This is a genomic window from Sphingomonas sp. LR60 (genome assembly GCF_036855935.1).
In the GTDB taxonomy this organism is placed as follows: Bacteria; Pseudomonadota; Alphaproteobacteria; order Sphingomonadales; family Sphingomonadaceae; genus Sphingomonas.
On the sequence record NZ_JASPFK010000001.1, the window covers coordinates 2,474,419 to 2,495,325 of the forward strand.

Below are 20,907 nucleotides of genomic sequence, written 5' to 3' on the forward strand. Positions count from 1 at the left end.
CCCCAGGCTCCCACTTCCTCTTTCACGCGCGTGAGGAAAAAGAAGCGGGGCCCCGGATCAAGTCCGGGGTGACGAGGACAAGATCGTCATTGCGAGCGTAGCGAAGCAATCCAGGGCCGGATCAGGACGCCCTGGATTGCTTCGCTACGCTCGCAATGACGGGACTAACCCAATTGCTCGCAATGACGGCCCGAACCTTACTCCTTGGCGGGCGGCGTTGCGCCCAAGGCCTTGTCGCCCTTCGCGGCCGGATCGATCGACGGCGCGCCCGAGGCCGGGGTGCCGGTGTTGGCGAGATCGGCGGTGTCGCCCTTCGTCGCTTCGGTCACGTTGGCGACTGCCGGGTCGGTCGGCGCCGCCGCGCCAGCCGCCGGGGCAGCCGGCAGCGGCAGGTTCGATCCCTGCTGGTTCAGATAGGCGATGATGTTCGCGCGGTCCTGCGCGTTGCCGAGCCCGGCGAAGGTCATCTTCGTGCCGTTGGCGAACTTGCGCGGGCTGGTCAGCCACGCGTTCATCTTGTCGAAGTTCCAGTTGCCGCCGACGCTCTTCAGCGCATCGGAGAAGGCGAAGCCGCCCTTGCCCTGCCCGATCGGCTCGCCCAGCGTGCCGTACAGGTTCGGGCCGATGCCGTTCGCGCCACCCTGATTGATCGTGTGGCAAGCCGCGCACTTCTTGAAGACCTCGGCACCCTTGGCCGGATCGGCGCTGCCCAGCAGCGAAGCGATCGGCACCTCGGCCGCGCCACCGCCGCCGCCGGCCTCTTCGACGCCCTCGATCGCATAGCCCTTCTTCTCGGGGTTCTCGCCATGAAACATCATGCCGCCCGCGATCGACAGCCCCAAGGCCGTCCCCGCCGCCGCCAGCGCCCAGCCGAAAATCGTGTTGGTCCGATCGTCCATGTCGCCGTTTCGCCCCTCTTCCGTGCCCGTTCCATAGAAAGGGCTCCCGCACACCGCAAGCGCTTGAGCGGCGCGACGCGCTCTTCTAGTCGCTTGGGCCATGCAAAGTTACGCCGCCCCCGCCCGTCCGATCGTCGCCGCCATGGCTGCCGCCGCCGCCGCCGAGCCGTCGCGGGCAGTCGCTTTTCAGGGCGCGCCGGGCGCAAACAGCCATGTCGCTGTGCTGGAAGCCTTTCCCGATGCGCTGCCGCTGCCGTGCTTCAGCTTCGAGGATGCCCTGGATGCGGTGAAGACCGGCGCCGCCGATTGCGCGATCATCCCGATCGAGAATTCGCTGCACGGCCGCGTCGCGGACATGCATTTCCTGCTGCCCGAATCCGGACTGGTCATTACCGGCGAACATTTCCTCGCCATCCGCCACGCACTGATCGGCTGCGGCCCGCGCGACGGCGTGCGGCAGGCGATGAGCCATCCGCAAGCGCTCGGGCAATGCCGTCACTGGTTGAAGGCGCACCGCATCGCGCCGATCAACTACCCCGACACCGCCGGGGCGGCGGCGGTGGTCGCCGAGCTGCGCGACCCGAGCGTCGCGGCGCTCGCCCCGCCGGGTGCGGCGGCGATCTATGGGCTGGATCTGCTGGCGACGGACATCGCCGACGCCGAACACAATACCACGCGCTTCGTCACCCTGGCGCGCGGCGCGCGGCCCTTGTCGGGCGAAGGGCCGTGGATGACGACCTTCATCTTCGCGGTGAAGAACATCCCCGCCGCGCTCTACAAGGCGATGGGCGGGTTCGCGACCAACGGCGTCAACATGACCAAGTTGGAAAGCTACCAGCGTGGCGGCAGTTTCGCGGCCACCGAATTCTATTGCGACATCGAGGGCCGCCCCGGCGATCCGGCATTCGACCGCGCGATGGAGGAACTCGGCTTCCACACCAAATGGGTGCGGGTGCTGGGGACGTATGCGCAGGCGCGCAAGCGCGGGTGAAGGTTCGGTCCGTCATTGCGCGCGTATCAACGCTCGCAACGACGGGAAAAGGTTCGGATCAGATCGCCATCGCCGAATCGGTGATGACGCCCCATGCCGCATAGCTGGCGGCCATCAGCGCCACCGAACAGGTGATCCCGAAAAGCACGTAGCCAATGTAGTTGAGCACCGGCGGGTTCGCACGCTCCAGCTTGCGATTGCGCGATGCGCCGCTCAGCACGAAACTCAACAGCATCCCATACGTTAGTGCAACGGCTTCGATCATTACCCGCCCTCGGCTCCAGCTAAAGTTGCGCACGCCCCCGGTGTCCGTGCGGGGTTAACCATAGCTTCGGTCCGTCACGAAGTCGTTAACGCGCGCCTCGCCGCTTGCCTCCCACGCTTCGCCGACTAACAGGCGTGACATGCCCATCAAACTTGCGGTTTTCGATTGTGACGGCACGCTCGTCGACAGCCAGGCCAACATCTGCCGCGCCATGGAACAGGCATTTGCCACGCTCGGGCTGGCGGCACCGCCGCGCGCGGCGACTCGCGCGATCGTCGGGTTGAGCCTCGTCGAGGCGATGGCGCTGCTTGCCCCCGACCTCGACGCCGCGACGCATCTGGCGCTCAGCGATGCATATAAGGCGACGTTCCGGCGGATGCGCGAGGCGGGCGAGCTGGATGCCGAGCCGCTGTACGACGGGCTGGTCGAGGCGCTCGATGCGCTGGCGACGGACGGGTGGTCTTTGGGGGTCGCGACCGGCAAGTCGGATCGCGGCCTCGCGCATGTGCTGGCGGTGCATGGCTTTACCGAGCGCTTCGTTACGCTCCAGACCGCCGACCGTCATCCGTCGAAGCCCCATCCCGCGATGCTGCACGCCGCGATGGCGGAGGCGGGCGCGCTGCCCCATATGACCGCGATGATCGGCGACACGAGCTTCGACATGGCGATGGCCAAAGCGGCAGGCGTGCACGCGATCGGCGTGAGCTGGGGCTATCACCGCGAAGCGGCGCTGTGGCAGGCGGGAGCTGCGCGTATCGCGCACCGCTGCGCCGATCTGCCCGCGTGCCTGGCGGCATGAGCGATCCGGCACGCGCCCGCTGGGCAGCGATCGTCGCGACCCGGTTGGCGGGGACCGCCGGCGCGCTGATGGGCGTGGTGTTGCTCGGGCGTGCGCAGACGCTGGCGCCGAAGCTGCTGGGCATTGCAATCGTCGTCAGCGCCTTGTGGATGATCGCCATTGTGCCGCGCGCGCTGGCACGGCGGTGGAGAAGCCCGAAGTGAAGCGCTTCTGGACCGACGTCACGGTGGATGCCGACCGCGCGATCCGGCTCGACGCGCGTCCGGTGCGGACACCGGGGCGGGCGCCGCTCGCGCTGCCGACCGGCGCGTTGGCCGAGGCGGTAGCGGACGAATGGCGTGCGGTGGGCGAAACGCTCGACCCGCGCGCGATGCCGCTGACCGGGCTTGCCAATGCCGCGATCGACCGCATCGCTGCGGCGCCCGACGGCTATGCCGCCGGGCTGGCCGCTTATGCCGAAAGCGACCTGCTCTGTTATCGCGCCGATGCGCCCGCCGCGTTGGTCGCGCGGCAGGCGGCGGCGTGGGACCCGCTGCTCGACTGGGCGCGTGATCGCTATTATGTGCATTTCGAGATCGTCACCGGGGTGATGCATCGTGCGCAGCCGCCTGCGACGATTGCGCGTTTGGCCGATGCCGTGGCGAGCCGCGACGCCTTCCACCTCGCGGCGCTCTCGCCGCTGGTCACGCTGACGGGTACGTTGGTTGGCGCGCTGGCCTTGGCGGAGGGAGCGGTTTCGGCCGACGAATTGTGGCGGGCGGCGATGGTCGACGAGGACTGGCAGGTGGAGTGTTGGGGCGAGGACACGCTCGCCACGCAGGCGCGCGAGGGCAAACGGCGCGATTATGACGCCGCGGTGTGTTTCGTTTCGCTGCTGGAGAATGGCTAGAGCCAGTTCACGATCACGACAGGCCCCATCGCCGCTTTCTGTAGCGCTATGACATCCGATCAAACCGGCGTCGCAATGACGAAAGTGGGTCAGTTCGCTGTCGTCTTTATCTAGGAAGCCATGACCCAGCAGCTACAGCTACGCGAATAGCAATCGGGAGGAACGAATGCTGCTGATGATGGCGCTGGCACTCGCGGTGCCGACATCCTGTACCGACGTGAAGCGCGTCTGCCGCGCCTGTCCGATTGGCGGCAATGCCGCACGATGCTCGAACATCGGCATCGCCTGTCAGCCGTCGATCCGTATCTGTCGAACTGAGACGCTCGCCCGCAGCACATCGACGAAGAAGCGGGGAAGCTAACGGCCCGCGTCGGCGGGCCCGGACGCACAGGTTCTCGCGCCAGCCACTGGCATCAGAGATTCTTGAGTCCCGCCTGCGCTGGGATGACGATGACTATCCCGCGGGCGTGCGCAGCTTGCGGATGAAGCCGATCAGGCCGGTCTGACGCGAGCGCTTCAGGCGCTCGGCGGCGAGGATCGTCTTCACCTTCGCGAAGCACGATTCGACGTCGTCGTTGACCAGCACATAATCATAGCCGTCCCAATGGCTGATCTCGGCATCGGCGCGGCTCATCCGGCGCTCGATGATCTCCTGTGCGTCGGTGGCGCGGCCTTCCAGCCGGCGGCGGAGTTCCTCCATCGACGGCGGCAGGATGAACACGCGCACCACGTCGCCGCCCGCGATCTGGTGGAGCTGCTGCGCGCCCTGCCAGTCGATGTCGAACAGCACGTCCTTCCCGTCCGACAGCATCGCATCGACCGGCGCGCGCGGCGTGCCGTACCGCTGGTCGAAGACGTGCGCCCATTCGAGGAACTCGTGATTCGCCGCCATCTCGCGGAACTGGTCGAGCGAGACGAAGTGGTAATCGCGCCCGTCCTCCTCGCCCTTGCGGATCGCGCGCGTGGTCGCGGACACCGACAGCGACAATTCGGCCTCGCTGGCGAGCAGCATCCGCGCGATCGTCGACTTCCCCGCACCGGAGGGCGAGGACAGGACGAACAACAATCCGCGACGCTTCATATGGTGCGGGTCGGCGGTCAGGCGATCGGGCATGGGGGCTGATGCCCCGCCCCGCCCGCTTGCGTCAAGCGCGCAGCCGCGCCGCGTGCCACGCCAGATGGTCGGCCATGAAGGTCGAGATGAAGTGATAGCTGTGATCGTAGCCCGGCTGCATCCGAAGCATCAGGTCGATCCCCGCAGCGGCGCAGGCGGTCGCGAGCAGTTCGGGACGGAGTTGCTCGGCCAAGAACGAATCGGCATCGCCCTGATCGACCAGGATTTCGGGGACGCGCGCGCCATCCTCGATCAGCGCCACTGCATCGTGGCAGCGCTTGGCGGCCACATCGTCGCCCAGATAGCGATCGAGCGCCTTGCCCCACGGCACCTGCGTCGGGGCGACGATCGGCGCGAACGCCGACGCCGCGCGGAACCGCTCCGGGTGGTGGAGCGCGACGGTCAGCGCACCATGCCCGCCCATCGAATGCCCCATGATCGACTGGCGCGCCATGTCGACGGGAAAATGCGCGCCGACCAGCGCGGGCAGCTCCGCGGTGACATAGGACCACATGCGGTAATGCGTCGCCCACGGCTGCTCCGTCGCATCGACGTAGAAACCCGCGCCTTTGGCGAAGTCCCACGCGTCCTCGTCGGGCACCTCGTCGCCGCGCGGGCTGGTGTCGGGTGCGACGAAGATCAGCCCGTGCTCGGCGCAGGCGCGGCGGAACTCGCCCTTGTCGGTGACATTGGCGTGGGTGCAGGTCAGCCCCGACAGATACCAGACCACCGGCAGCACCGTTCCGGGCGCGTGATCGGGGACATAGACTGCGAAGGTCATGTCGGTGCCGGTGGCGGTCGAACGGTGGCGATACACGCCCTGCGTGCCGCCGTGCGCGCGGGCGGTGGAGACGGTTTCCATGATGATCCTTCTCGTTGACCTGTTTCGTCGTTGCGAGCGTAGCGCAGCAATCCAGGGCCGGATCAGGACGCCCTGGATTGCTTCGCTACGCTCGCAATGACGGCGTCACTCACGCCGGTACGCGATACGCACCGCACAGCTTGTTGCCGTCAGGGTCGCGCAGATAGGCAAGATAGAGCTGGCCGAACGGGCTGGTCCGCACGCCCGGCGCGTCCTCGATCGCGGTGCCGCCGTTGGCGACGCCGGCGTCATGCCACGCCTGTGCCTGTTCCGGGCCAGTCATGCGAAAGCCGATCGTCCCGCCATTGGCATGGCACGCGGCCTCGCCATCGATGGGACGCGAGATCATGAACAAAGCACCGTCATGCGCATAGACGACGCGGCCCTTGTCATCCTGCCGCCCCTCGCGGCCGCCCAGCGCGGCGAACAGCGCGTCATAGAACGTCTTGGACCGCGCCACGTCGTTCGACCCGACCATCACATGACTGAACATCGCCGTCCGCTCCCTCAGTAAACCACGACGCTGCGGATGCTCTCGCCGGCATGCATCAGGTCGAAGCCCTTGTTGATCTCGTCCAGCGTCAGCCGATGCGTGATCATCGGGTCGATCTGGATCATGCCGTTCATATACCAGTCGACGATCGTCGGCACGTCGGTGCGCCCGCGCGCGCCACCGAAGGCGGTGCCCTTCCAGACGCGCCCGGTAACGAGCTGGAACGGCCGCGTGCTGATCTCCTTGCCCGCTTCCGCGACACCGATCACGATCGACTCGCCCCAGCCGCGATGGGCCGATTCGAGCGCCTGCCGCATCACGACGGTGTTGCCGGTGCAATCGAACGTATAATCCCCGCCGCCGTCGGTCATCGCGACGAGATGCTGGACGATATCGCCGACTTGCTTCGGGTTGACGAAGTCGGTCATCCCGAACTGGCGCCCCCATGCCTCGCGGTCGGGATTGAGATCGACGCCGATGATCCGCGCCGCCCCGGCCAGCTTCGCGCCCTGGATGACGTTGAGCCCGATCCCGCCGAGCCCGAACACGATCACCGTCGCGCCGACCTCGACCTTGGCGGTGTTGACCACCGCGCCGACCCCGGTGGTGACGCCGCAGCCGATGTAGCAACTGGTGTCGAACGGCGCGTCGGGGCGGATCTTGGCGACCGCGATCTCGGGCAGCACCGTGAAGTTCGAGAAGGTCGAGCAACCCATATAATGGTAGATCGGCTGCCCCTTGTAGCTGAAGCGGGTCGTGCCGTCGGGCATCAACCCCTTGCCCTGCGTGGCGCGGATCGCGGTGCACAAATTGGTCTTGCCGCTGAGGCACGACTTACACTGGCGACATTCGGGGGTGTAGAGCGGGATGACGTGATCGCCCGGCGTCACGCTGGTCACCCCCGCGCCGACCTCGCGAACGATGCCGCAGCCCTCATGGCCCAGCACGCTCGGGAACAGCCCCTCGCTGTCTAGCCCGTCCAGCGTATAGGCGTCGGTGTGGCAGATGCCGGTCGCCATGATCTCGACCAGCACTTCGCCGGCCTTTGGCCCTTCGAGATCGAGTTCGACGATCTCCAGCGGCTTCTTCGCCTCGAACGCGACGGCGGCGCGGGTCTTCATGGGAGCAACCTCTTCGTGACTGTCGCGCCGGGTCTTAGGCGGCGCAGGCGGAACTGTTCAAGGCTCACCGTGGCCGACTGACCCGATCCGATCGTGCACGCGAACGGTTTGGATCTGGCGCTCGCTGTTCTAGACAAACCCGATGACCCATCGCCCCCTTGCCGGCCTGCGCGTCCTCGAACTCGCGCGCATCCTCGCCGGTCCATGGGCCGGGCAGTTGCTCGCCGATCTGGGCGCGGACGTCATCAAGGTCGAGCGGCCCGGCGAAGGCGACGACACCCGCCACTGGGGTCCGCCGTTCGTCGCGGACACGCCCGGCGAACGCGGCTCGGCGGCTTATTATCATGCCTGCAACCGCGGCAAACGGTCGGTCGCGATCGACATCGCCACGCCCGAGGGTCAGGCGCAGGTGCGCGCGCTCGCCGCCGGGGCGGACGTGGTGATCGAGAATTACAAGGTGGGCGGGCTCACCAAATACGGGCTCGACCCCGCCGCGCTGCGCGCCGCCGATCCGCGGCTGATCGTGTGTTCGATCACCGGCTTCGGGCAGGACGGCCCCTATGCGCAGCGCGCCGGCTATGACTTCATCATCCAGGGGATGGGCGGGATGATGTCGATCACCGGCGAGCCCGACGGCCCGCCGCAGAAGGGCGGCGTCGCGCATGCCGACCTGTTCACCGGCGTCTATGCGACGGTCGCGATCCTCGCCGCGGTGGTGGCGCGGGCATCGAGTGGCGTCGGCACGCATATCGACATGGCGCTGCTCGACACGCAGGTGGCGGTGCTCGGCAACCAGGCGCTGAACTGGATGGCGAGCGGCGTGGTGCCGCAGCGGCTCGGCAACGGCCATCCGAATCTCGCGCCATATCAGAGCTTCCCAACCAGCGACGGCGACCTGATCGTCGCGGTCGGCAACGATCGCCAGTTCGCGCGATTGTGTGCAGTGCTGGAGGTGCCGGGGCTGGCGGAGGATGCGCGCTTCGCGACCAACCCGGCGCGGGTTGCCCATCGCACCGCGCTGCTCCCGCTATTGGTGGCGCGCACCGTCCTGTGGCGCGCCGCCGACCTGCTCGCCGCGCTGGAGGTAGCGGGGGTGCCGGTCGGCCCGGTCAACCGCATCGATCAGGTCTTCGCCGACTCGCAGGTGATCGCGCGCGGGATGCAGCTGGCGATGGCCGGCATCCCCGGCCTCGCCTCACCGATCCGCTACGACGGCGAGCGCGCGGTGGCGGCACGGCCGAGCCCGCGGCTGGGCGAACATGCGGGTGCGGAGTGGATCGCGCGAGAAGAATAGGTCGATGAGCCGACCGCTCCCGCTAGTCATTCTGGAACCCGTTTCCTCTCCTCTTGCCGCTGATTAGAGATGACCTCGCATCTACCGAGCATCGTCATTGCGAGCGCAGCGACGCAATCCAGGGCCACAGCCAAGACGCTCTGGATTGCTTCGCTGCGCTCGCAATGACGGCTAGGAGCGATCTCACGTCATCATGCGCCAAGGAGCGGGGATCTCAATCACCTCCCGGCGCGATGAAGATCAGATCAGCGGCGACCTGACCGGCACCCCCGCCGCCGCCAGCACGGCGTGCGCCTCGGCCACCGTCGCCTGTCCGAAGTGGAAGATCGACGCCGCCAGCACTGCCGAGGCGTGCCCCTCGACCACCCCCGCGACCAGATCGTCCAGCGACCCGACGCCGCCGCTCGCCACCACCGGCACCGCGGTGCGGTCGGCGATCGCGCGGATCAGGTCGAGGTCGTAGCCGCCCTTGGTTCCGTCGCGGTCCATCGAGGTGACCAGCAACTCGCCCGCGCCCAGCTCCGCCAGCCGTAGCGCGTGTTCGACCGCGTCGATCCCGGTCGCGCGTCGCCCGCCGTGCGTGAACACTTCCCAGCCATCGCCGCTGCGCCGCGCATCGACGCTGGCGACGCAGCATTGGCTGCCGAACCGCTCGGCGATGTCGGCGACCACTTCGGGGCGCGCGACGGCGGCGGAATTGACCGCGACCTTGTCCGCACCGGCCAGCAGCAGCGCGCGGGCGTCCTCCGCAGTGCGCACGCCGCCACCGACGGTGAGCGGCATGAAGCACACCGCCGCGGTCCGGCGCACGACGTCGAGGATCGTGCCCCGCGCCTCATGGCTGGCGGTGATGTCGAGGAAGCACAATTCGTCCGCCCCCGCCGCGTCATAGGCGCGCGCCTGCTCGACCGGGTCGCCGGCATCGACCAGATCGACGAAATTGACGCCTTTGACGACGCGGCCACCGGCAACGTCGAGGCACGGGATCACACGGGCGCGAACGGTCATGCGCGGCTCATGCCCGCCGGGCAACGACGGGGCAAGCAGGTCACTCCGCCCGCTCCGCATAGCGCCGCGCCAGCCAGGCGCAGACGAACAATTGCACCTGGTGGAAGATCATCAGCGGCAGCACGATCAGGCCGACGCTTTGCGGGGGAAACAGGATCGCCGCCATCGGGATGCCGCTCGCCATGCTCTTCTTCGACCCGCAGAAGACGGTCGCGATCTCGTCGGGCACCGTGAACCCCAGTGCGCGCGATACCAGCGTCGCCGCGCCGATCACCAGCGCGAGAATCACCAGCGAGACGAGCACGATCGCCACCAGGGTCAGCGGCGAGACATGCTGCCACAGTCCGGCGACCACCCCCGCGCCGAATGCGGCATAGACGACCACCAGCACGGATCCGCGATCGACCACATTGGTCAGCAGCGGATGCGCGAGCAGCCAGCCTTGCGCCCACGGCCTTATCGCCTGCCCGACGACGAACGGCAGCAGGATCTGCAAGGCGATGTCGCGCAGCGCGTCGAGCGACAGCCCGCCGCTGGCGGTGGCGAGCAGTTGCGCGACCAGCAGCGGGGTGATGATGACGCCGACGAGGTTCGACAGCGACGCGCTGCACAAGGCCGCGGGCACGTTCCCGCGTGCGATCGAGGTGAAGGCGATCGACGATTGGACGGTTGACGGTAGCAGGCAGAGATACAGCAAGCCGGTGACGATCGGCAGGGGCAGCCACGACTGGGTCGCCGCCGCGACGCCGAGGCCGATCACCGGGAACAGCAGGAAGGTGCTGGCGAACACCAGAAGCTGCAACCGCCATTGCGCGAGCCCTGCCCAGATCGCCTGCGGCGCGAGCCGCGCGCCGTAGAGCAGGAACAGCAGCGCAACCGCCACGGTCGTTCCATGTTCGACCCACACCGCCGCTTGCCCACGCGCCGGCAGCACGGCGGCGAGCGCCACTGTCGCGATCAGCAGCAGCAGGAAGCGATCGGCGCGTGCGAGCAGCGCGCCGACGCGGCGAGGCACGGAGCGGGTCAGCGCCCTGCCACCCGCAAGGCGTCGCCGAGATCGAGCCGCCCGTCATATAGCGCGCGGCCGGTGATGACGCCCTCGACGCCCTCGGTGGCGTGCGCGGCGAGCTGGTGGATGTCGTCGATGTCGGCGACCCCGCCGCTGGCGATCACCGGGATGCGCACGTCGCGCGCCAGCGCGACGGTCGCCGCGACGTTGCAGCCCTTGAGCAGCCCGTCGCGCCCGACATCGGTGAACAGCAATGCCGCAACGCCCGCGTCCTCGAATTGCCGCGCGAGATCGGCGACGCTGGTGGTGGATACCTCCGCCCAGCCCTTGGTCGCGACCATCCCGTCGCGCGCATCGACCGCGACCACGATCTGGCCGGGGTAGCGCGCCGCCATGTCGCGGACGAACTGCGGCTGTTCGAGCGCGGCGGTGCCGATCACCACCCGCGCCACGCCGAGCGCGAGCCATGCCGCGACCGCCTCGGGCGTGCGGATGCCCCCGCCGAGCTGCACCTTGCCCGGAAAGGCCGCGACGATCCCGCGGACCGCGTCACCGTTGACGCTCTCGCCCGCGAACGCGCCGTCGAGGTCGACGACATGCAGGTGCGTCGCCCCCGCCGCCGCGAAGGCGCGCGCCTGCGCCGCGGGATCGTCGCCATAGACGGTCGCGCGCGCCATATCGCCCTCGGCGAGCCGGACGACCTGCCCTTGCTTGAGGTCGATCGCGGGAAAGACGATCAGGGACGCCATGCCAGAAACCTTTCGAGCAGCGCCAGGCCGTAGCGCTGGCTCTTTTCGGGATGGAATTGCACGCCCAGCACCGTGTCGCGCGCGACCGCGGCGGTCACCGGCCCGGCATGATCGGTGGTCGCGACCACGCCCTCGCCGGTGAAGGCGTAGCTGTGAAGGAAATAAGCCTCGCCGGGGACGATCAGCGGGTGGCCAGCGATCGGCACCACGTCGTTCCAACCCATGTGCGGCACCTTGGCGTCGCTGCCCGCCGGGTCGATCCGGCGCACGCTGCCCGCGATCCAGCCGAGCCCTTTGTGGAGCCCGAGTTCCTCGCCGGTCTCCGCAAGCAATTGCATCCCGACGCAGATGCCGAGGAACGGCGCGCCCTGCTCGAGCGCCCGCTCCTCCAGCGCCGCGATCATCCCCGGCACCGCGCGCAAATTCGCCGCACACGCGCCGAACGCCCCGACGCCGGGCAGCACGATGCGATCGGCGCGCCGCACCACTTCGGGATCGGCGGTGACGGTCAGATCGGCGCAGCCCGCCGCGCGCAACGCATTCTCGACCGAGTGGAGGTTGCCGGCCTGATAGTCGATCAGTGCGAGCGTCATGCCAGCCATCCGTGCAGCTCGGTCGCGGCGAAGCTGGCGCTGAACGGCACGATCTCGGCGGTCGCGACTCCGCTCGTCACGAACGGATCGGTCGCGACGACGCGCTCCACCGCATCGCGCGCACCGCGCATCACGATCACCCCGCCGGTGCGCGGCGTCCGGCGTCCCGCAACGAGGAACACGCCCTGCCCGAACCCTTGCTCCAGCCACGCGACGTGCGCCGCCATCTGTGCGTCCACCTCATCGAGCGGCCGCACATAGCTGAGCAGCACGACGCACAGGTAACCGCTGGCGCGGAACCCCGTCACAGCGTCCCCTTGGTCGAGGGGATCGCATCGGCCTTGCGCGGGTCGATCTCGACCGCGGCGCGCAGCGCGCGGGCGAGGCCCTTGAACATGCTCTCGGCGATGTGGTGATTGTTGTCGCCGTACAGCGTCTCGATGTGCAGCGTGATACCGGCGTTCTGCGCGAAGCTGTGGAAGAAATGCTGGAACATTTCGGTGTCCATCCCGCCCAGCCGCGCCTGCGAGAAGCGCGCGCGCCATACCAGCCACGGCCGCCCCGAAATGTCGAGCGCGACGCGGGTCAGCGTCTCGTCCATCGGGCTAAGCGCGTCGCCGTAACGGCGGATGCCGCGCTTGTCGCCCAGCGCCTGCGCCACCGCGCTGCCGATCGCGAGCGCGGTGTCCTCGACGGTGTGATGCTCGTCGATATGCAGATCGCCGTCGCAGCGGACGTGCAGGTCGATCAGGCCGTGCCGCGAGAGCTGTTCGAGCATATGGTCGAAGAAGCCGACGCCGGTCTTCACGTCGTAAGCCCCTGTCCCGTCTAGGTTGACGGTGACGGCGACCTTCGTCTCCGAAGTATCGCGGCGGATCGTGGCGGTGCGCATATCGCGTCGTCCATAACGCGCCCCGCTGCCCAAGCAACCTTGGCGAGTAACCTTACCGAGCAAGCTTGACCGGCGCGCGCGGCGCGCTACCCATGGCGGCCATGAGCGATATGCTGCCCGACAGCCTGATACCTTACGACGAAATCGTGCAGGAAGCCCTGCGCGCGGTCGTGGGGCGCGTGCTGGGAACCGTGGCCGAGTCGGGCGGTCTGCCGGGCGAGCACCACTTCTACATCACCTTCAAGACGCAGGCGCCCGGGGTCGACATCCCGCAGCGATTGATCGAGCGATTCCCGGACGAGATGACGATCGTCCTCCAGAATCGCTTCTGGGACCTGACGGTCGATCAGGAGCGCTTCTCGGTCGGCCTGAGCTTCAATCAGGTGCCGTCGAAGCTGGTCATCCCCTATTCGGCGATCACCGGCTTCCACGATCCGACGGTCAATTTCGAATTGCGCTTCCAGGCGCAGGAAGGCCCCGGCGATGGCCCCGGCCCGCACGATCCGGCCGAGAACGACGGCCCGAGCGTGACGCCGGTCGAGGACGGCTCGAACGTCGTCGCAGTGGATTTCAAAAGGAAGAAGTGACCGCGCCAGCGGCGCACGCGTGCGCCGCGGTCGCGAAGCGAGGCGCGGGCACGGCCGGCGCGGCACCGCCCGCGTCCGACGTCATGGGATTTACTCCCATGACGTGCCCTTCCTCGCGGACTTCTCCGTCATTGCGAGCGCAGCGAAGCAATGACGGAAACTTGCCCATGACGTGGCCCGGCAGCGGGTAAATCACCCGGTCCCGACGGAATGGATGTTGCCGAGGCGCAGTTCTATGAGCCCTTCGTCATGACCGATACCAGCATCCACCTGATCCCCAACCCCGGCGACGCCGAACTCGACGCGATCCTCGCGCCGCTCGCCGCGCATAACGACGCCGCCGCCGGCCCGACCGAGCGTCACAAGGTCGCGCTCGTGCTGCGCGACGACGCCAGCACCGCGATCGGCGGCCTGTGGGCGGAGGCGAGCTATCGCTGGCTGTTCGTCAAATATCTCGCGCTCCCGCCGCAGGCGCGCGGCAAGGGACAGGGCCGCGCACTGATGCTCGCCGCCGAGGACGAAGCGCGACGGCTGGGCTGCGTCGGCATCTGGCTCGACACGTTCAGCTTCCAGGCGCGCGGTTTCTACGAAAAGCTCGGCTATGGCGTCTTCGGCCGGATCGACGATTATCCGCCTGGCGAGGCGCGCTTCTTCCTGTCGAAGCGGATCGGGTAGGCCGCCCCCACCTTCGTCATCCCCGCGGAGGCGGGGATCCAGACGCGCAGGTCCTCGTAAGAGCCGCGACGTCAGAGGTTCTGGATTCCCGCCTTCGCGGGAATGACGGGGAGTGAGCGGGCATAACGAGGGGAGTTCCGCGCGAGCGGGTTGCGCAACAACCTTCCCGCCGGCCAGTTATCCCCGCATGACCCAGACCACCCGCACCGAAACCGATTCGATCGGCCCGATCGAGGTCCCCGCCGACGCTTATTGGGGCGCGCAGACCGAGCGTAGCCTCGAGAACTTCCCGTTCGGCGCGCGCGAGCGGATGCCGATCGAGATCGTCCACGCGCTCGCGCTCGTCAAACAGGCCGCGGCGCGGGTCAATCGCCGCCACGGGCTCGACGCCGAAAAGGCCGAGGCGATCGAACAGGCCGCGCAGGAAGTCGCTTCGGGCCGGCTCGACGAGCATTTCCCGCTCGTCATCTGGCAGACCGGCAGCGGCACGCAGAGCAACATGAACGTCAACGAGGTGATCGCCGGCCGCGCCAACGAGATCCTGACCGGCACGCGCGGCGGCAAGTCCCCGGTCCACCCCAATGACGACGTCAACCGCGGCCAATCCTCGAACGACAGCTTCCCGACCGCGCTCCACATCGCTTGTTCGATCGCGGTGCGGCAGCGGCTGTTGCCCGCGGTCGAGCGACTCCACGCCGCGCTCGACGCCAAAGCGCAGGAATGGCGCGATCTGGCCAAGATCGGGCGCACGCATCTGCAGGACGCGACCCCGCTGACGCTCGGGGATGAGTTCTCCGGCTATGCGCACCAGCTCTATCGCTGCCTCAAGCGGATTGGTCCGGCGGTCGAGCAAGGTACCGACCGGCTTGCGCAGGGCGGCACCGCGGTCGGCACCGGGCTCAATGCGCCCAAGAACTTCGCGCGCGACGTCTGCGCCGAACTCGGTGCGATCACCGGGGTCGCGTTCAGCCCGGCCGACAATTTCTTCGAAGCGCTGGCGAGCAACGATCCGCTTGTCCATTTGTCGGGGACGCTCAACACGCTGGCGGTGGCGTGCACCAAGATCGCCAACGACATCCGGCTGCTCGGCTCGGGCCCGCGCTGCGGACTGGGCGAACTCGATCTGCCCGCCAACGAGCCGGGTAGCTCGATCATGCCCGGGAAGGTCAACCCGACGCAATGCGAGATGCTGACGATGGTCGCGGCGCAGGTGATCGGCAACCATGTCGCGGTCACGGTCGGCGGTGCGCAGGGACACCTCGAACTCAACGTCTTCAAGCCGGTGATCGGCGCGGGCGTGCTGCGCTCGATCGACCTGCTCGCGACCGGCTGCGACAGTTTCGCCGAGCGCTGCGTCGAGGGGCTGACCGCCAATGAGGGGCGGATCGCGGAGCTGCTCGATCGCTCGCTGATGCTCGTCACGGCGCTGGCGCCCGAGATCGGCTACGACAATGCCGCCAAGATCGCCAAACATGCGCACGCCGAAGGATTGACGCTCAAGGAAGCGGGGCTGTCGCTCGGGCTGGTCGATGCGGAGACGTTCGACCGCGTGGTGCGGCCGGAGGCGATGCTGGGGCGTTCCTGAACCTGAACCCATCTCCGGGCGACGATCTCAAGGTCCACCCAACTCGCCGGAACCCCGCCGCTTCCCCGGCATTGTTGATGCGAAACGAACAGGGGTCATCAACATGGGTGCTACCACGATCGGCGCGCTGATCGGCGGCGCGATCGACTCGATGTCGGGCGACGACAGCGCTGCCGACGGCGCATTGTACGGCGCGATCACCGCCAATGTCCTGAAGGTCGTGCTGCCGGTGGTGGCGACCTGGGCGATCGGCTGGGGCGTGCTGAAGGGAATCGAAATCCTCGGTGACAGCGTATCGGAAAGGATCAAGGCATGATTCGGAGCATATTGGGCGGACTGATCGGGCGTGAACTCGATCGTCGCGGGCGTGACGGCGGTGCCGGTGGCGCGATCCTCGGTGCAGTCGCTGCGCGCGCGGTGACGCGGATGGGCCCGCTCGGCTGGGCGCTCGGCGGCGCGTACGTCGCCAAGAAGGTCTATGACCGGCACAAGGCGAGCAAGGTCGCGACCGCCGGCCGTCCGTCGCGTTATCCACCGGGCGCCTGACGTGCGATTGCGCGTGGGGGCGGGCGACCATTGACCCCGCCCCCGCGACGCGGCACCTCGGCCGCATGACTGCTACCGACACGTTCGACCGGCTGTTCGCGACGATCGCCGCGCGCAAGGGTGCCGATGCCGACGGCTCGTACACCGCCTCGTTGTTCGCTCGCGGCCGCCCGCGCATCGCGCAGAAGATCGGCGAGGAAGCCACCGAGATCGTCATCGCCGCAATGGGCCAGAACCCGCGCGCGATCGTCCCGGAGGCCGCCGACCTCATCTACCATTTGTTCGTGCTGCTCGCCGACGCCGGGCTCACCCCCGACGACATCCGCGACGAACTGGGGCGGCGCGAGGGCACCAGCGGGCACGAGGAAAAGGCGACGCGCGGCCCGCTTCCCCTTTCCTTCCGCGCCGAATGAGGAACCGCGCATGAGCGTCGACGCCACCCTGCCCTATGACGACGGCAACATCTTCGCACGGCTGTTGCGCGGTGAGATCCCGTCGAAGCGCGTCTATGAGGACGATCACACGATCGTTTTCCACGACATCGCGCCCTGGGCGCCGACGCACCTGCTGGCGGTGCCGCGCGGCAGCTACGTCAGCTGGGACGATTTCGCTGCCAGTGCGAGCGAGGCCGAGATCGTCAGCTTCACGCGCGCGATCGGACAGGCTGCACGCGCCGCCGGGTTGGTCGCGGGCGGCTATCGCCTGATCGCCAACACCGGACTCGATTCGCATCAGGAGGTGCCGCACCTTCACGTCCATATCCTCGGCGGACGTCCGCTGGGTGCGATGCTGGTGCAGAACGACAGCCGCGACTGAAACCGTCATCGTTACGCAACACTATTGCGCGCGCGCGATCCGCCGCTAGGCTCCCGTCATCTGAGATTCCGGGGGCTTCGACCTACATGATATTCGGGCGCGTCAAACCTCTCGACGCCATCCTCGCTACCGCCGAGAAAAAGTCGCTGCATCGCACGCTCGGCTGGTTCCAGCTCACGCTGTTCGGTGTCGGTTGCGTGATCGGCACTGGCATCTTCGTGCTGACCGCGGCGGGTGCGCAAAAGGCCGGTCCCGGCCTGATGCTCGCCTTCGCGATCGCCGGCGCGATCTGCATCGTCGCCGCGCTCTGCTATGCGGAAATCGCGGCGATGATCCCGGTGGCGGGGTCGGCCTATACCTACACTTATTCCACCATGGGCGAGTTGCTCGCCTGGACGGTCGGCTGGGCGTTGATCCTCGAATATGCGGTCGCCGCCAGTGCGGTCGCGGTCGGCTGGTCGGGGTATTTCACCGGTACGATCCTGAACCAGTTCCTCGGCGTGCATCTGCCGCCCTGGCTTTCGGCGGCGCCGCTGGCGTTGGGCGGCGCACCGGGCGGGCTCATCAACCTGCCCGCCGTGGTGATCGCGCTGCTCATCACCTGGCTGCTGATGATCGGCACGACCGAGAGCGCGCGCGTCAATGCCGTGCTGGTCGCGATCAAGGTGACGGCGCTGACCGCCTTCGTCGCGCTGACGTTGCCGAGCGATCATTTCAGCGCCGAGCGGTTCAACCCGTTCCTGCCTGCGGGCGTCTTCGGGGGCTTCGGCACCGGGGTCGGCGCGGTAGGCGCGGCGGCGACGATTTTCTTCGCCTATGTCGGCTTCGACGCCGTCTCGACCGCGGCCGAGGAAACCAAGGATCCACAGCGCAACGTGCCCATCGGCCTGATCGGGTCGCTGCTGTTCTGCACCGTCTTCTACATCCTGGTCGCGGCGGGCGCGATCGGGACGATCGGCGGGCAGCCGATCATGGGGCCGAACGGCATCCCCTTCCCGGCCGGCTCCGAGGAACTGGCCCGCGAATGCGCGCTGCCGCAATATAAGGATGCGCTGGTCTGCTCGGGCGAGGCGCTCGCGCACGTCCTGCGCACGATCGGCTGGTCGGGGGTCGGCAACCTGCTGGGTATCGCCGCCTTCGTCGCGCTACCGTCGGTGATCCTGATCCTGATGTTCGGCCAAACGCGCATCTTCTTCGTGATGAGCCGCGACGGCTTGCTCCCCGAGCGGCTGTCCACGGTCCATCCGAAGTGGAAGACGCCGCACATCGTCACCGCGATGACCGGGGTCGGTGTTGCGTTCGCCGCCGCCTTCCTGCCGGTCGGGCAGCTGGCCGACATCGCCAATGCCGGGACGCTCTACGCCTTCGCGATGGTCGCGGTGTCGGTGATGATCCTTCGTCGCACCGCCCCGGACCAGCCACGCAGCTTCCGCACTCCGGCGCTGTGGCTGGTCGGGCCGCTGACGATCATCGGCTGCGTGTTCCTGTTCTTCAACCTGCCCTCGGCGGCGATGCTGGTGCTGCCGATCTGGGGTGCGGTCGGGCTGGTGATCTACTTCGGTTACAGCCGCCGCCACAGCCATCTGGGGCGCGGCATCGTAGAGGCGCACGAGACTCACTGACCCAAGCGTGAGGTGAAAAGAAAAGGGCCGGGAAGAGCGATCCCCCGGCCCTTTTTCTTTCTGTCGCCCCTGCGCCGACAGGGGCCCATGTCTGTGTCGCCCCGCGGGCCGTCTGACACAAATAGCGCTGCTGATGTATCGGGGCCGATCAAGACATTCGACAGACATAGGCCCCTGCCTTCGCAGGGGCGACCGCAGTTACACCTGCGGCGGCACCGGCCCACGCGCCTTCAGTTCGTCGCGGATCTCGCGCAGCAGCACCACCTCGGCGGGATCGGCGGCCGGCTCGGCCTCGCCCGCAGCCTTCTCGCGCTCGACGGTCGCGATCAGCTTGTTGACGCTGCGCATCAGCAGGAAGACGATGAACGCGAGGATCACGAAGTTGATGACGACGGTGATGAACTCGCCATAGCCAAGCAGCGGCACGCCCGCCGCCTTAAGCTGCGCATAGCTGGCCAGCGAGCCCTTGAAATCCGCCGGCACCGGCCCGAGCCGTACGAAATAGCTGGAAAAATCGAAGCCGCCGAACAACGCGCCGACGATCGGCATGATGACGTCATCGGTGAGCGACTTGGTGATGGTCGCGAAGGCGCCGCCGATGATGACGCCGACCGCGAGATCCAGCACGTTGCCGCGCGCGATGAACGCCCGGAAATCCTTGAGCATGATCGGCTTCCTTCCCTGTTGCACGAAGTGGCTGAGGTTAGGCGCGGTTTTCGCTTCGCCAAGCGCCGCCGCGCCGATAAACGTGCGGCATGACCTACCCACATCGCGATGCCGCCTTCCCGCCGGAAACCGCCTGGGAAGGCCGCTATATCAAGGTCGTGAAGCAAGGCGGCTGGGAGTTCGTCGCCCGCCAGCGCGGCATCCAGGCGGCGGTGATCGTCGCGATCGACGACGCCGACCGCGTGGTGCTGGTCGAGCAATATCGCGTGCCGCTGGGCTGCCGCTGCCTCGAACTACCCGCCGGGTTGATCGGCGACGAGACCGAAGGCGAGGCGGTCGCGGTCGGCGCTGCGCGCGAGCTGGAGGAGGAAACCGGTTATCGCGCCGGACGGATCGAGGAGTTGGGCTTCTTCCATTCCTCGCCGGGGATGAACAGCGAGGGCTTCACGCTGGTGCGCGCGCACGATCTGGTCAGAGTCGGCGACGGTGGCGGCGAGGCCGACGAGGATATCGAAGTGCATCTCGTGCCCCGCACCGAAATCGCCGCCTTCGTCGCGCAGAAGCGCGCCGCGGGCGTGGCGATGGACGTCAAGATGCTGGTGCTGCTCGCGGATGCGCTGATCAGCTGAAGCGAACGAACGAACGCCCGCCAGTGTGGCGAGCGTTTGACGACGGGCGCCGTCGCCGCTGCGCAGGCAGGGGCCCATGGCTGTCGCGTGGTTGAGCGCGGGCTGACACAATCGCGGCGCTTAGTGTGTCGGGCGCCGACCCGGACGACACAGACATAGGCCCCTGCCTTCGCAGGGGCGAGGGCGCTTGGGGCGAAAGGGCGCCTTCACGTCGAAGGAGATTGTCGACAGCCTCGCAAATTCCAGCCCGTCATGCCGGACCTGTTCCGGCATCCACCGTGCCGCGAGATCATGGGCTGGCAGGTTTGCGTGACCGTGGATGCCGGAACAAGCCCGACATGACGGTCAGGGTGTCGGAAGGAATTCGAGCAAATCGCGGGTCACGCGAAGCAAAACCGCGGCCCGTCGGCGCGCATCCTCAACTCAGCGAATCCTCAACTCAGCGAAAATTATCCGCATAGCTCTGCAGCTTCAGCTTCTTCTCCGGCGTCGGGATCACCGTGAACGCCAGCCCCTCCGCCTCGGCATAGGCCACCGCGGCTTCGCAGGTCGGGAAGAACAGCCGGATCTGGTCGCGCGTGTCACCGCTGCCGGCCCAGCCGGTCAGCGGATCGGGGCGCTTCGCCTCGCCGGGTTCGAACTCCAGCTGCCACGTATCGGTGCGGGCCTTGCCGGATTGCATGGCGTTCTTGGGGCGCTGAAAGATACGGGCGGTCTGCATGATGGCCTCCTCTACGTTCCACGCGGCGATCAGGCAATGGTTCCCTCCGTCGACGCCCTGCAATCTTGCGGGCCGGATCACG

Annotated in this window: 29 protein-coding genes; 15 read left to right on the forward strand and 14 right to left on the reverse strand. The window is 67.8% G+C overall.

The window, feature by feature from the left end; genetic code table 11:
* Positions 1-197 precede the first annotated feature (197 nt).
* Positions 198-899 (reverse strand): c-type cytochrome, encoded by a 702-nt coding sequence (locus tag QP166_RS11590; protein ID WP_333916033.1) that lies wholly within the window; start codon positions 897-899, stop codon positions 198-200.
* Positions 900-999: 100 nt separating this feature from the next.
* Here QP166_RS11590 and QP166_RS11595 point away from each other — a divergent pair, with 100 nt between their 5' ends.
* Positions 1,000-1,890 carry a prephenate dehydratase gene (locus tag QP166_RS11595; RefSeq protein WP_333916034.1) on the forward strand — a complete coding sequence of 297 codons (891 nt, stop codon included), beginning with the start codon at positions 1,000-1,002 and terminating at the stop codon, positions 1,888-1,890.
* Between the two features lie 58 nt (positions 1,891-1,948).
* On the opposite strand, the gene QP166_RS11600 is transcribed toward QP166_RS11595, so the two are convergent.
* Positions 1,949-2,155 carry a hypothetical protein gene (locus QP166_RS11600; RefSeq protein WP_333916035.1) on the reverse strand — a complete coding sequence of 69 codons (207 nt, stop codon included), beginning with the start codon at positions 2,153-2,155 and terminating at the stop codon, positions 1,949-1,951.
* A 139-nt stretch (positions 2,156-2,294) separates the two neighbouring features.
* Between QP166_RS11600 and QP166_RS11605 the strand changes: the two genes are divergently transcribed.
* From QP166_RS11605 to QP166_RS11620, 4 genes are all read left to right on the forward strand, one after another.
* On the forward strand, positions 2,295-2,954 hold the full coding sequence (locus QP166_RS11605; protein WP_333916036.1) for an HAD-IA family hydrolase: 660 nt from the start codon (positions 2,295-2,297) through the stop codon (positions 2,952-2,954).
* Entirely contained in the window at positions 2,951-3,157 is a 207-nt protein-coding gene (locus QP166_RS11610) for a hypothetical protein (RefSeq protein WP_333916037.1), read from the forward strand. Before QP166_RS11605 ends, QP166_RS11610 begins: the two co-directional genes overlap by 4 nt.
* Complete coding sequence (locus QP166_RS11615) at positions 3,154-3,843, forward strand: ATP12 family chaperone protein (protein WP_333917331.1); 690 nt, start codon at positions 3,154-3,156, stop codon at positions 3,841-3,843. The genes QP166_RS11610 and QP166_RS11615 overlap by 4 nt, the downstream gene beginning before the upstream one ends.
* 166 nt (positions 3,844-4,009) lie before the next feature.
* Positions 4,010-4,204, forward strand: coding sequence for a hypothetical protein (locus QP166_RS11620; RefSeq protein WP_333916038.1), 195 nt, complete (start codon positions 4,010-4,012; stop codon positions 4,202-4,204).
* A gap of 93 nt (positions 4,205-4,297) precedes the next feature.
* On the opposite strand, the gene gmk is transcribed toward QP166_RS11620, so the two are convergent.
* From gmk to QP166_RS11640, 4 genes are all read right to left on the reverse strand, one after another.
* A complete protein-coding gene (gene gmk, locus QP166_RS11625) occupies positions 4,298-4,957 on the reverse strand; it encodes a guanylate kinase (RefSeq protein ID WP_333916039.1) in 660 nt (219 codons plus the stop codon).
* 31 nt (positions 4,958-4,988) lie between these two features.
* The gene (gene fghA, locus QP166_RS11630; RefSeq protein WP_333916040.1) at positions 4,989-5,819 is read right to left on the reverse strand and encodes an S-formylglutathione hydrolase; all 831 of its coding nucleotides are present in this window, start codon (positions 5,817-5,819) and stop codon (positions 4,989-4,991) included.
* Between the two features lie 109 nt (positions 5,820-5,928).
* The gene (locus tag QP166_RS11635) at positions 5,929-6,312 is read right to left on the reverse strand and encodes a VOC family protein (RefSeq protein WP_333916041.1); all 384 of its coding nucleotides are present in this window, start codon (positions 6,310-6,312) and stop codon (positions 5,929-5,931) included.
* 14 nt (positions 6,313-6,326) lie between these two features.
* On the reverse strand, positions 6,327-7,433 hold the full coding sequence (locus QP166_RS11640) for an S-(hydroxymethyl)glutathione dehydrogenase/class III alcohol dehydrogenase (RefSeq protein WP_333916042.1): 1,107 nt from the start codon (positions 7,431-7,433) through the stop codon (positions 6,327-6,329).
* 142 nt (positions 7,434-7,575) lie between these two features.
* Here QP166_RS11640 and QP166_RS11645 point away from each other — a divergent pair, with 142 nt between their 5' ends.
* Positions 7,576-8,727: a CaiB/BaiF CoA transferase family protein gene (locus QP166_RS11645; protein ID WP_333916043.1), complete on the forward strand. Its 1,152-nt coding sequence runs from the start codon at positions 7,576-7,578 to the stop codon at positions 8,725-8,727.
* A gap of 240 nt (positions 8,728-8,967) precedes the next feature.
* On the opposite strand, the gene hisF is transcribed toward QP166_RS11645, so the two are convergent.
* The 6 genes from hisF to hisB are packed head-to-tail and all read right to left on the reverse strand — an operon-like array spanning position 8,968 to position 12,978.
* The gene (gene hisF / locus QP166_RS11650; RefSeq protein ID WP_333916044.1) at positions 8,968-9,735 is read right to left on the reverse strand and encodes an imidazole glycerol phosphate synthase subunit HisF; all 768 of its coding nucleotides are present in this window, start codon (positions 9,733-9,735) and stop codon (positions 8,968-8,970) included.
* 40 nt (positions 9,736-9,775) lie between these two features.
* A complete protein-coding gene (locus QP166_RS11655; RefSeq protein WP_333916045.1) occupies positions 9,776-10,750 on the reverse strand; it encodes a bile acid:sodium symporter family protein in 975 nt (324 codons plus the stop codon).
* 8 nt (positions 10,751-10,758) lie between these two features.
* Positions 10,759-11,493 (reverse strand): 1-(5-phosphoribosyl)-5-[(5-phosphoribosylamino)methylideneamino]imidazole-4-carboxamide isomerase, encoded by a 735-nt coding sequence (gene hisA / locus QP166_RS11660; protein WP_333916046.1) that lies wholly within the window; start codon positions 11,491-11,493, stop codon positions 10,759-10,761.
* Positions 11,481-12,086 (reverse strand): imidazole glycerol phosphate synthase subunit HisH, encoded by a 606-nt coding sequence (gene hisH / locus QP166_RS11665; protein ID WP_333916047.1) that lies wholly within the window; start codon positions 12,084-12,086, stop codon positions 11,481-11,483. The genes hisA and hisH overlap by 13 nt, the downstream gene beginning before the upstream one ends.
* Positions 12,083-12,394: a YciI family protein gene (locus QP166_RS11670; protein ID WP_333916048.1), complete on the reverse strand. Its 312-nt coding sequence runs from the start codon at positions 12,392-12,394 to the stop codon at positions 12,083-12,085. The genes hisH and QP166_RS11670 overlap by 4 nt, the downstream gene beginning before the upstream one ends.
* Positions 12,391-12,978 carry an imidazoleglycerol-phosphate dehydratase HisB gene (gene hisB, locus QP166_RS11675; protein WP_333916049.1) on the reverse strand — a complete coding sequence of 196 codons (588 nt, stop codon included), beginning with the start codon at positions 12,976-12,978 and terminating at the stop codon, positions 12,391-12,393. Before hisB ends, QP166_RS11670 begins: the two co-directional genes overlap by 4 nt.
* A 101-nt stretch (positions 12,979-13,079) precedes the next feature.
* Here hisB and QP166_RS11680 point away from each other — a divergent pair, with 101 nt between their 5' ends.
* From QP166_RS11680 to QP166_RS11715, 8 genes are all read left to right on the forward strand, one after another.
* Positions 13,080-13,565: an SspB family protein gene (locus tag QP166_RS11680; RefSeq protein WP_028966722.1), complete on the forward strand. Its 486-nt coding sequence runs from the start codon at positions 13,080-13,082 to the stop codon at positions 13,563-13,565.
* Between the two features lie 249 nt (positions 13,566-13,814).
* Positions 13,815-14,240: a GNAT family N-acetyltransferase gene (locus QP166_RS11685; RefSeq protein WP_333916050.1), complete on the forward strand. Its 426-nt coding sequence runs from the start codon at positions 13,815-13,817 to the stop codon at positions 14,238-14,240.
* 187 nt (positions 14,241-14,427) lie between these two features.
* Positions 14,428-15,825, forward strand: a complete 1,398-nt coding sequence (fumC, locus tag QP166_RS11690; RefSeq protein WP_333916051.1) for a class II fumarate hydratase — start codon at positions 14,428-14,430, stop codon at positions 15,823-15,825.
* A 103-nt stretch (positions 15,826-15,928) separates the two neighbouring features.
* Complete coding sequence (locus QP166_RS11695) at positions 15,929-16,141, forward strand: hypothetical protein (RefSeq protein ID WP_184035263.1); 213 nt, start codon at positions 15,929-15,931, stop codon at positions 16,139-16,141.
* Positions 16,138-16,371 carry a hypothetical protein gene (locus QP166_RS11700; protein WP_333916052.1) on the forward strand — a complete coding sequence of 78 codons (234 nt, stop codon included), beginning with the start codon at positions 16,138-16,140 and terminating at the stop codon, positions 16,369-16,371. The genes QP166_RS11695 and QP166_RS11700 overlap by 4 nt, the downstream gene beginning before the upstream one ends.
* Positions 16,372-16,436: 65 nt before the next feature.
* Entirely contained in the window at positions 16,437-16,784 is a 348-nt protein-coding gene (locus QP166_RS11705; RefSeq protein ID WP_333916053.1) for a phosphoribosyl-ATP diphosphatase, read from the forward strand.
* Positions 16,785-16,794: 10 nt separating this feature from the next.
* Positions 16,795-17,187, forward strand: a complete 393-nt coding sequence (locus QP166_RS11710; protein ID WP_333916054.1) for an HIT domain-containing protein — start codon at positions 16,795-16,797, stop codon at positions 17,185-17,187.
* Positions 17,188-17,273: 86 nt separating this feature from the next.
* A complete protein-coding gene (locus QP166_RS11715) occupies positions 17,274-18,809 on the forward strand; it encodes an amino acid permease (RefSeq protein WP_333916055.1) in 1,536 nt (511 codons plus the stop codon).
* A gap of 198 nt (positions 18,810-19,007) precedes the next feature.
* On the opposite strand, the gene mscL is transcribed toward QP166_RS11715, so the two are convergent.
* Entirely contained in the window at positions 19,008-19,475 is a 468-nt protein-coding gene (gene mscL, locus QP166_RS11720; protein ID WP_333916056.1) for a large conductance mechanosensitive channel protein MscL, read from the reverse strand.
* An 89-nt stretch (positions 19,476-19,564) separates the two neighbouring features.
* Here mscL and QP166_RS11725 point away from each other — a divergent pair, with 89 nt between their 5' ends.
* Entirely contained in the window at positions 19,565-20,104 is a 540-nt protein-coding gene (locus QP166_RS11725) for an NUDIX hydrolase (protein WP_333916057.1), read from the forward strand.
* Between the two features lie 439 nt (positions 20,105-20,543).
* On the opposite strand, the gene QP166_RS11730 is transcribed toward QP166_RS11725, so the two are convergent.
* Positions 20,544-20,825, reverse strand: coding sequence for an NADH dehydrogenase ubiquinone Fe-S protein 4 (locus QP166_RS11730; protein WP_333916058.1), 282 nt, complete (start codon positions 20,823-20,825; stop codon positions 20,544-20,546).
* Between the last annotated feature and the right edge of the window lie 82 nt (positions 20,826-20,907).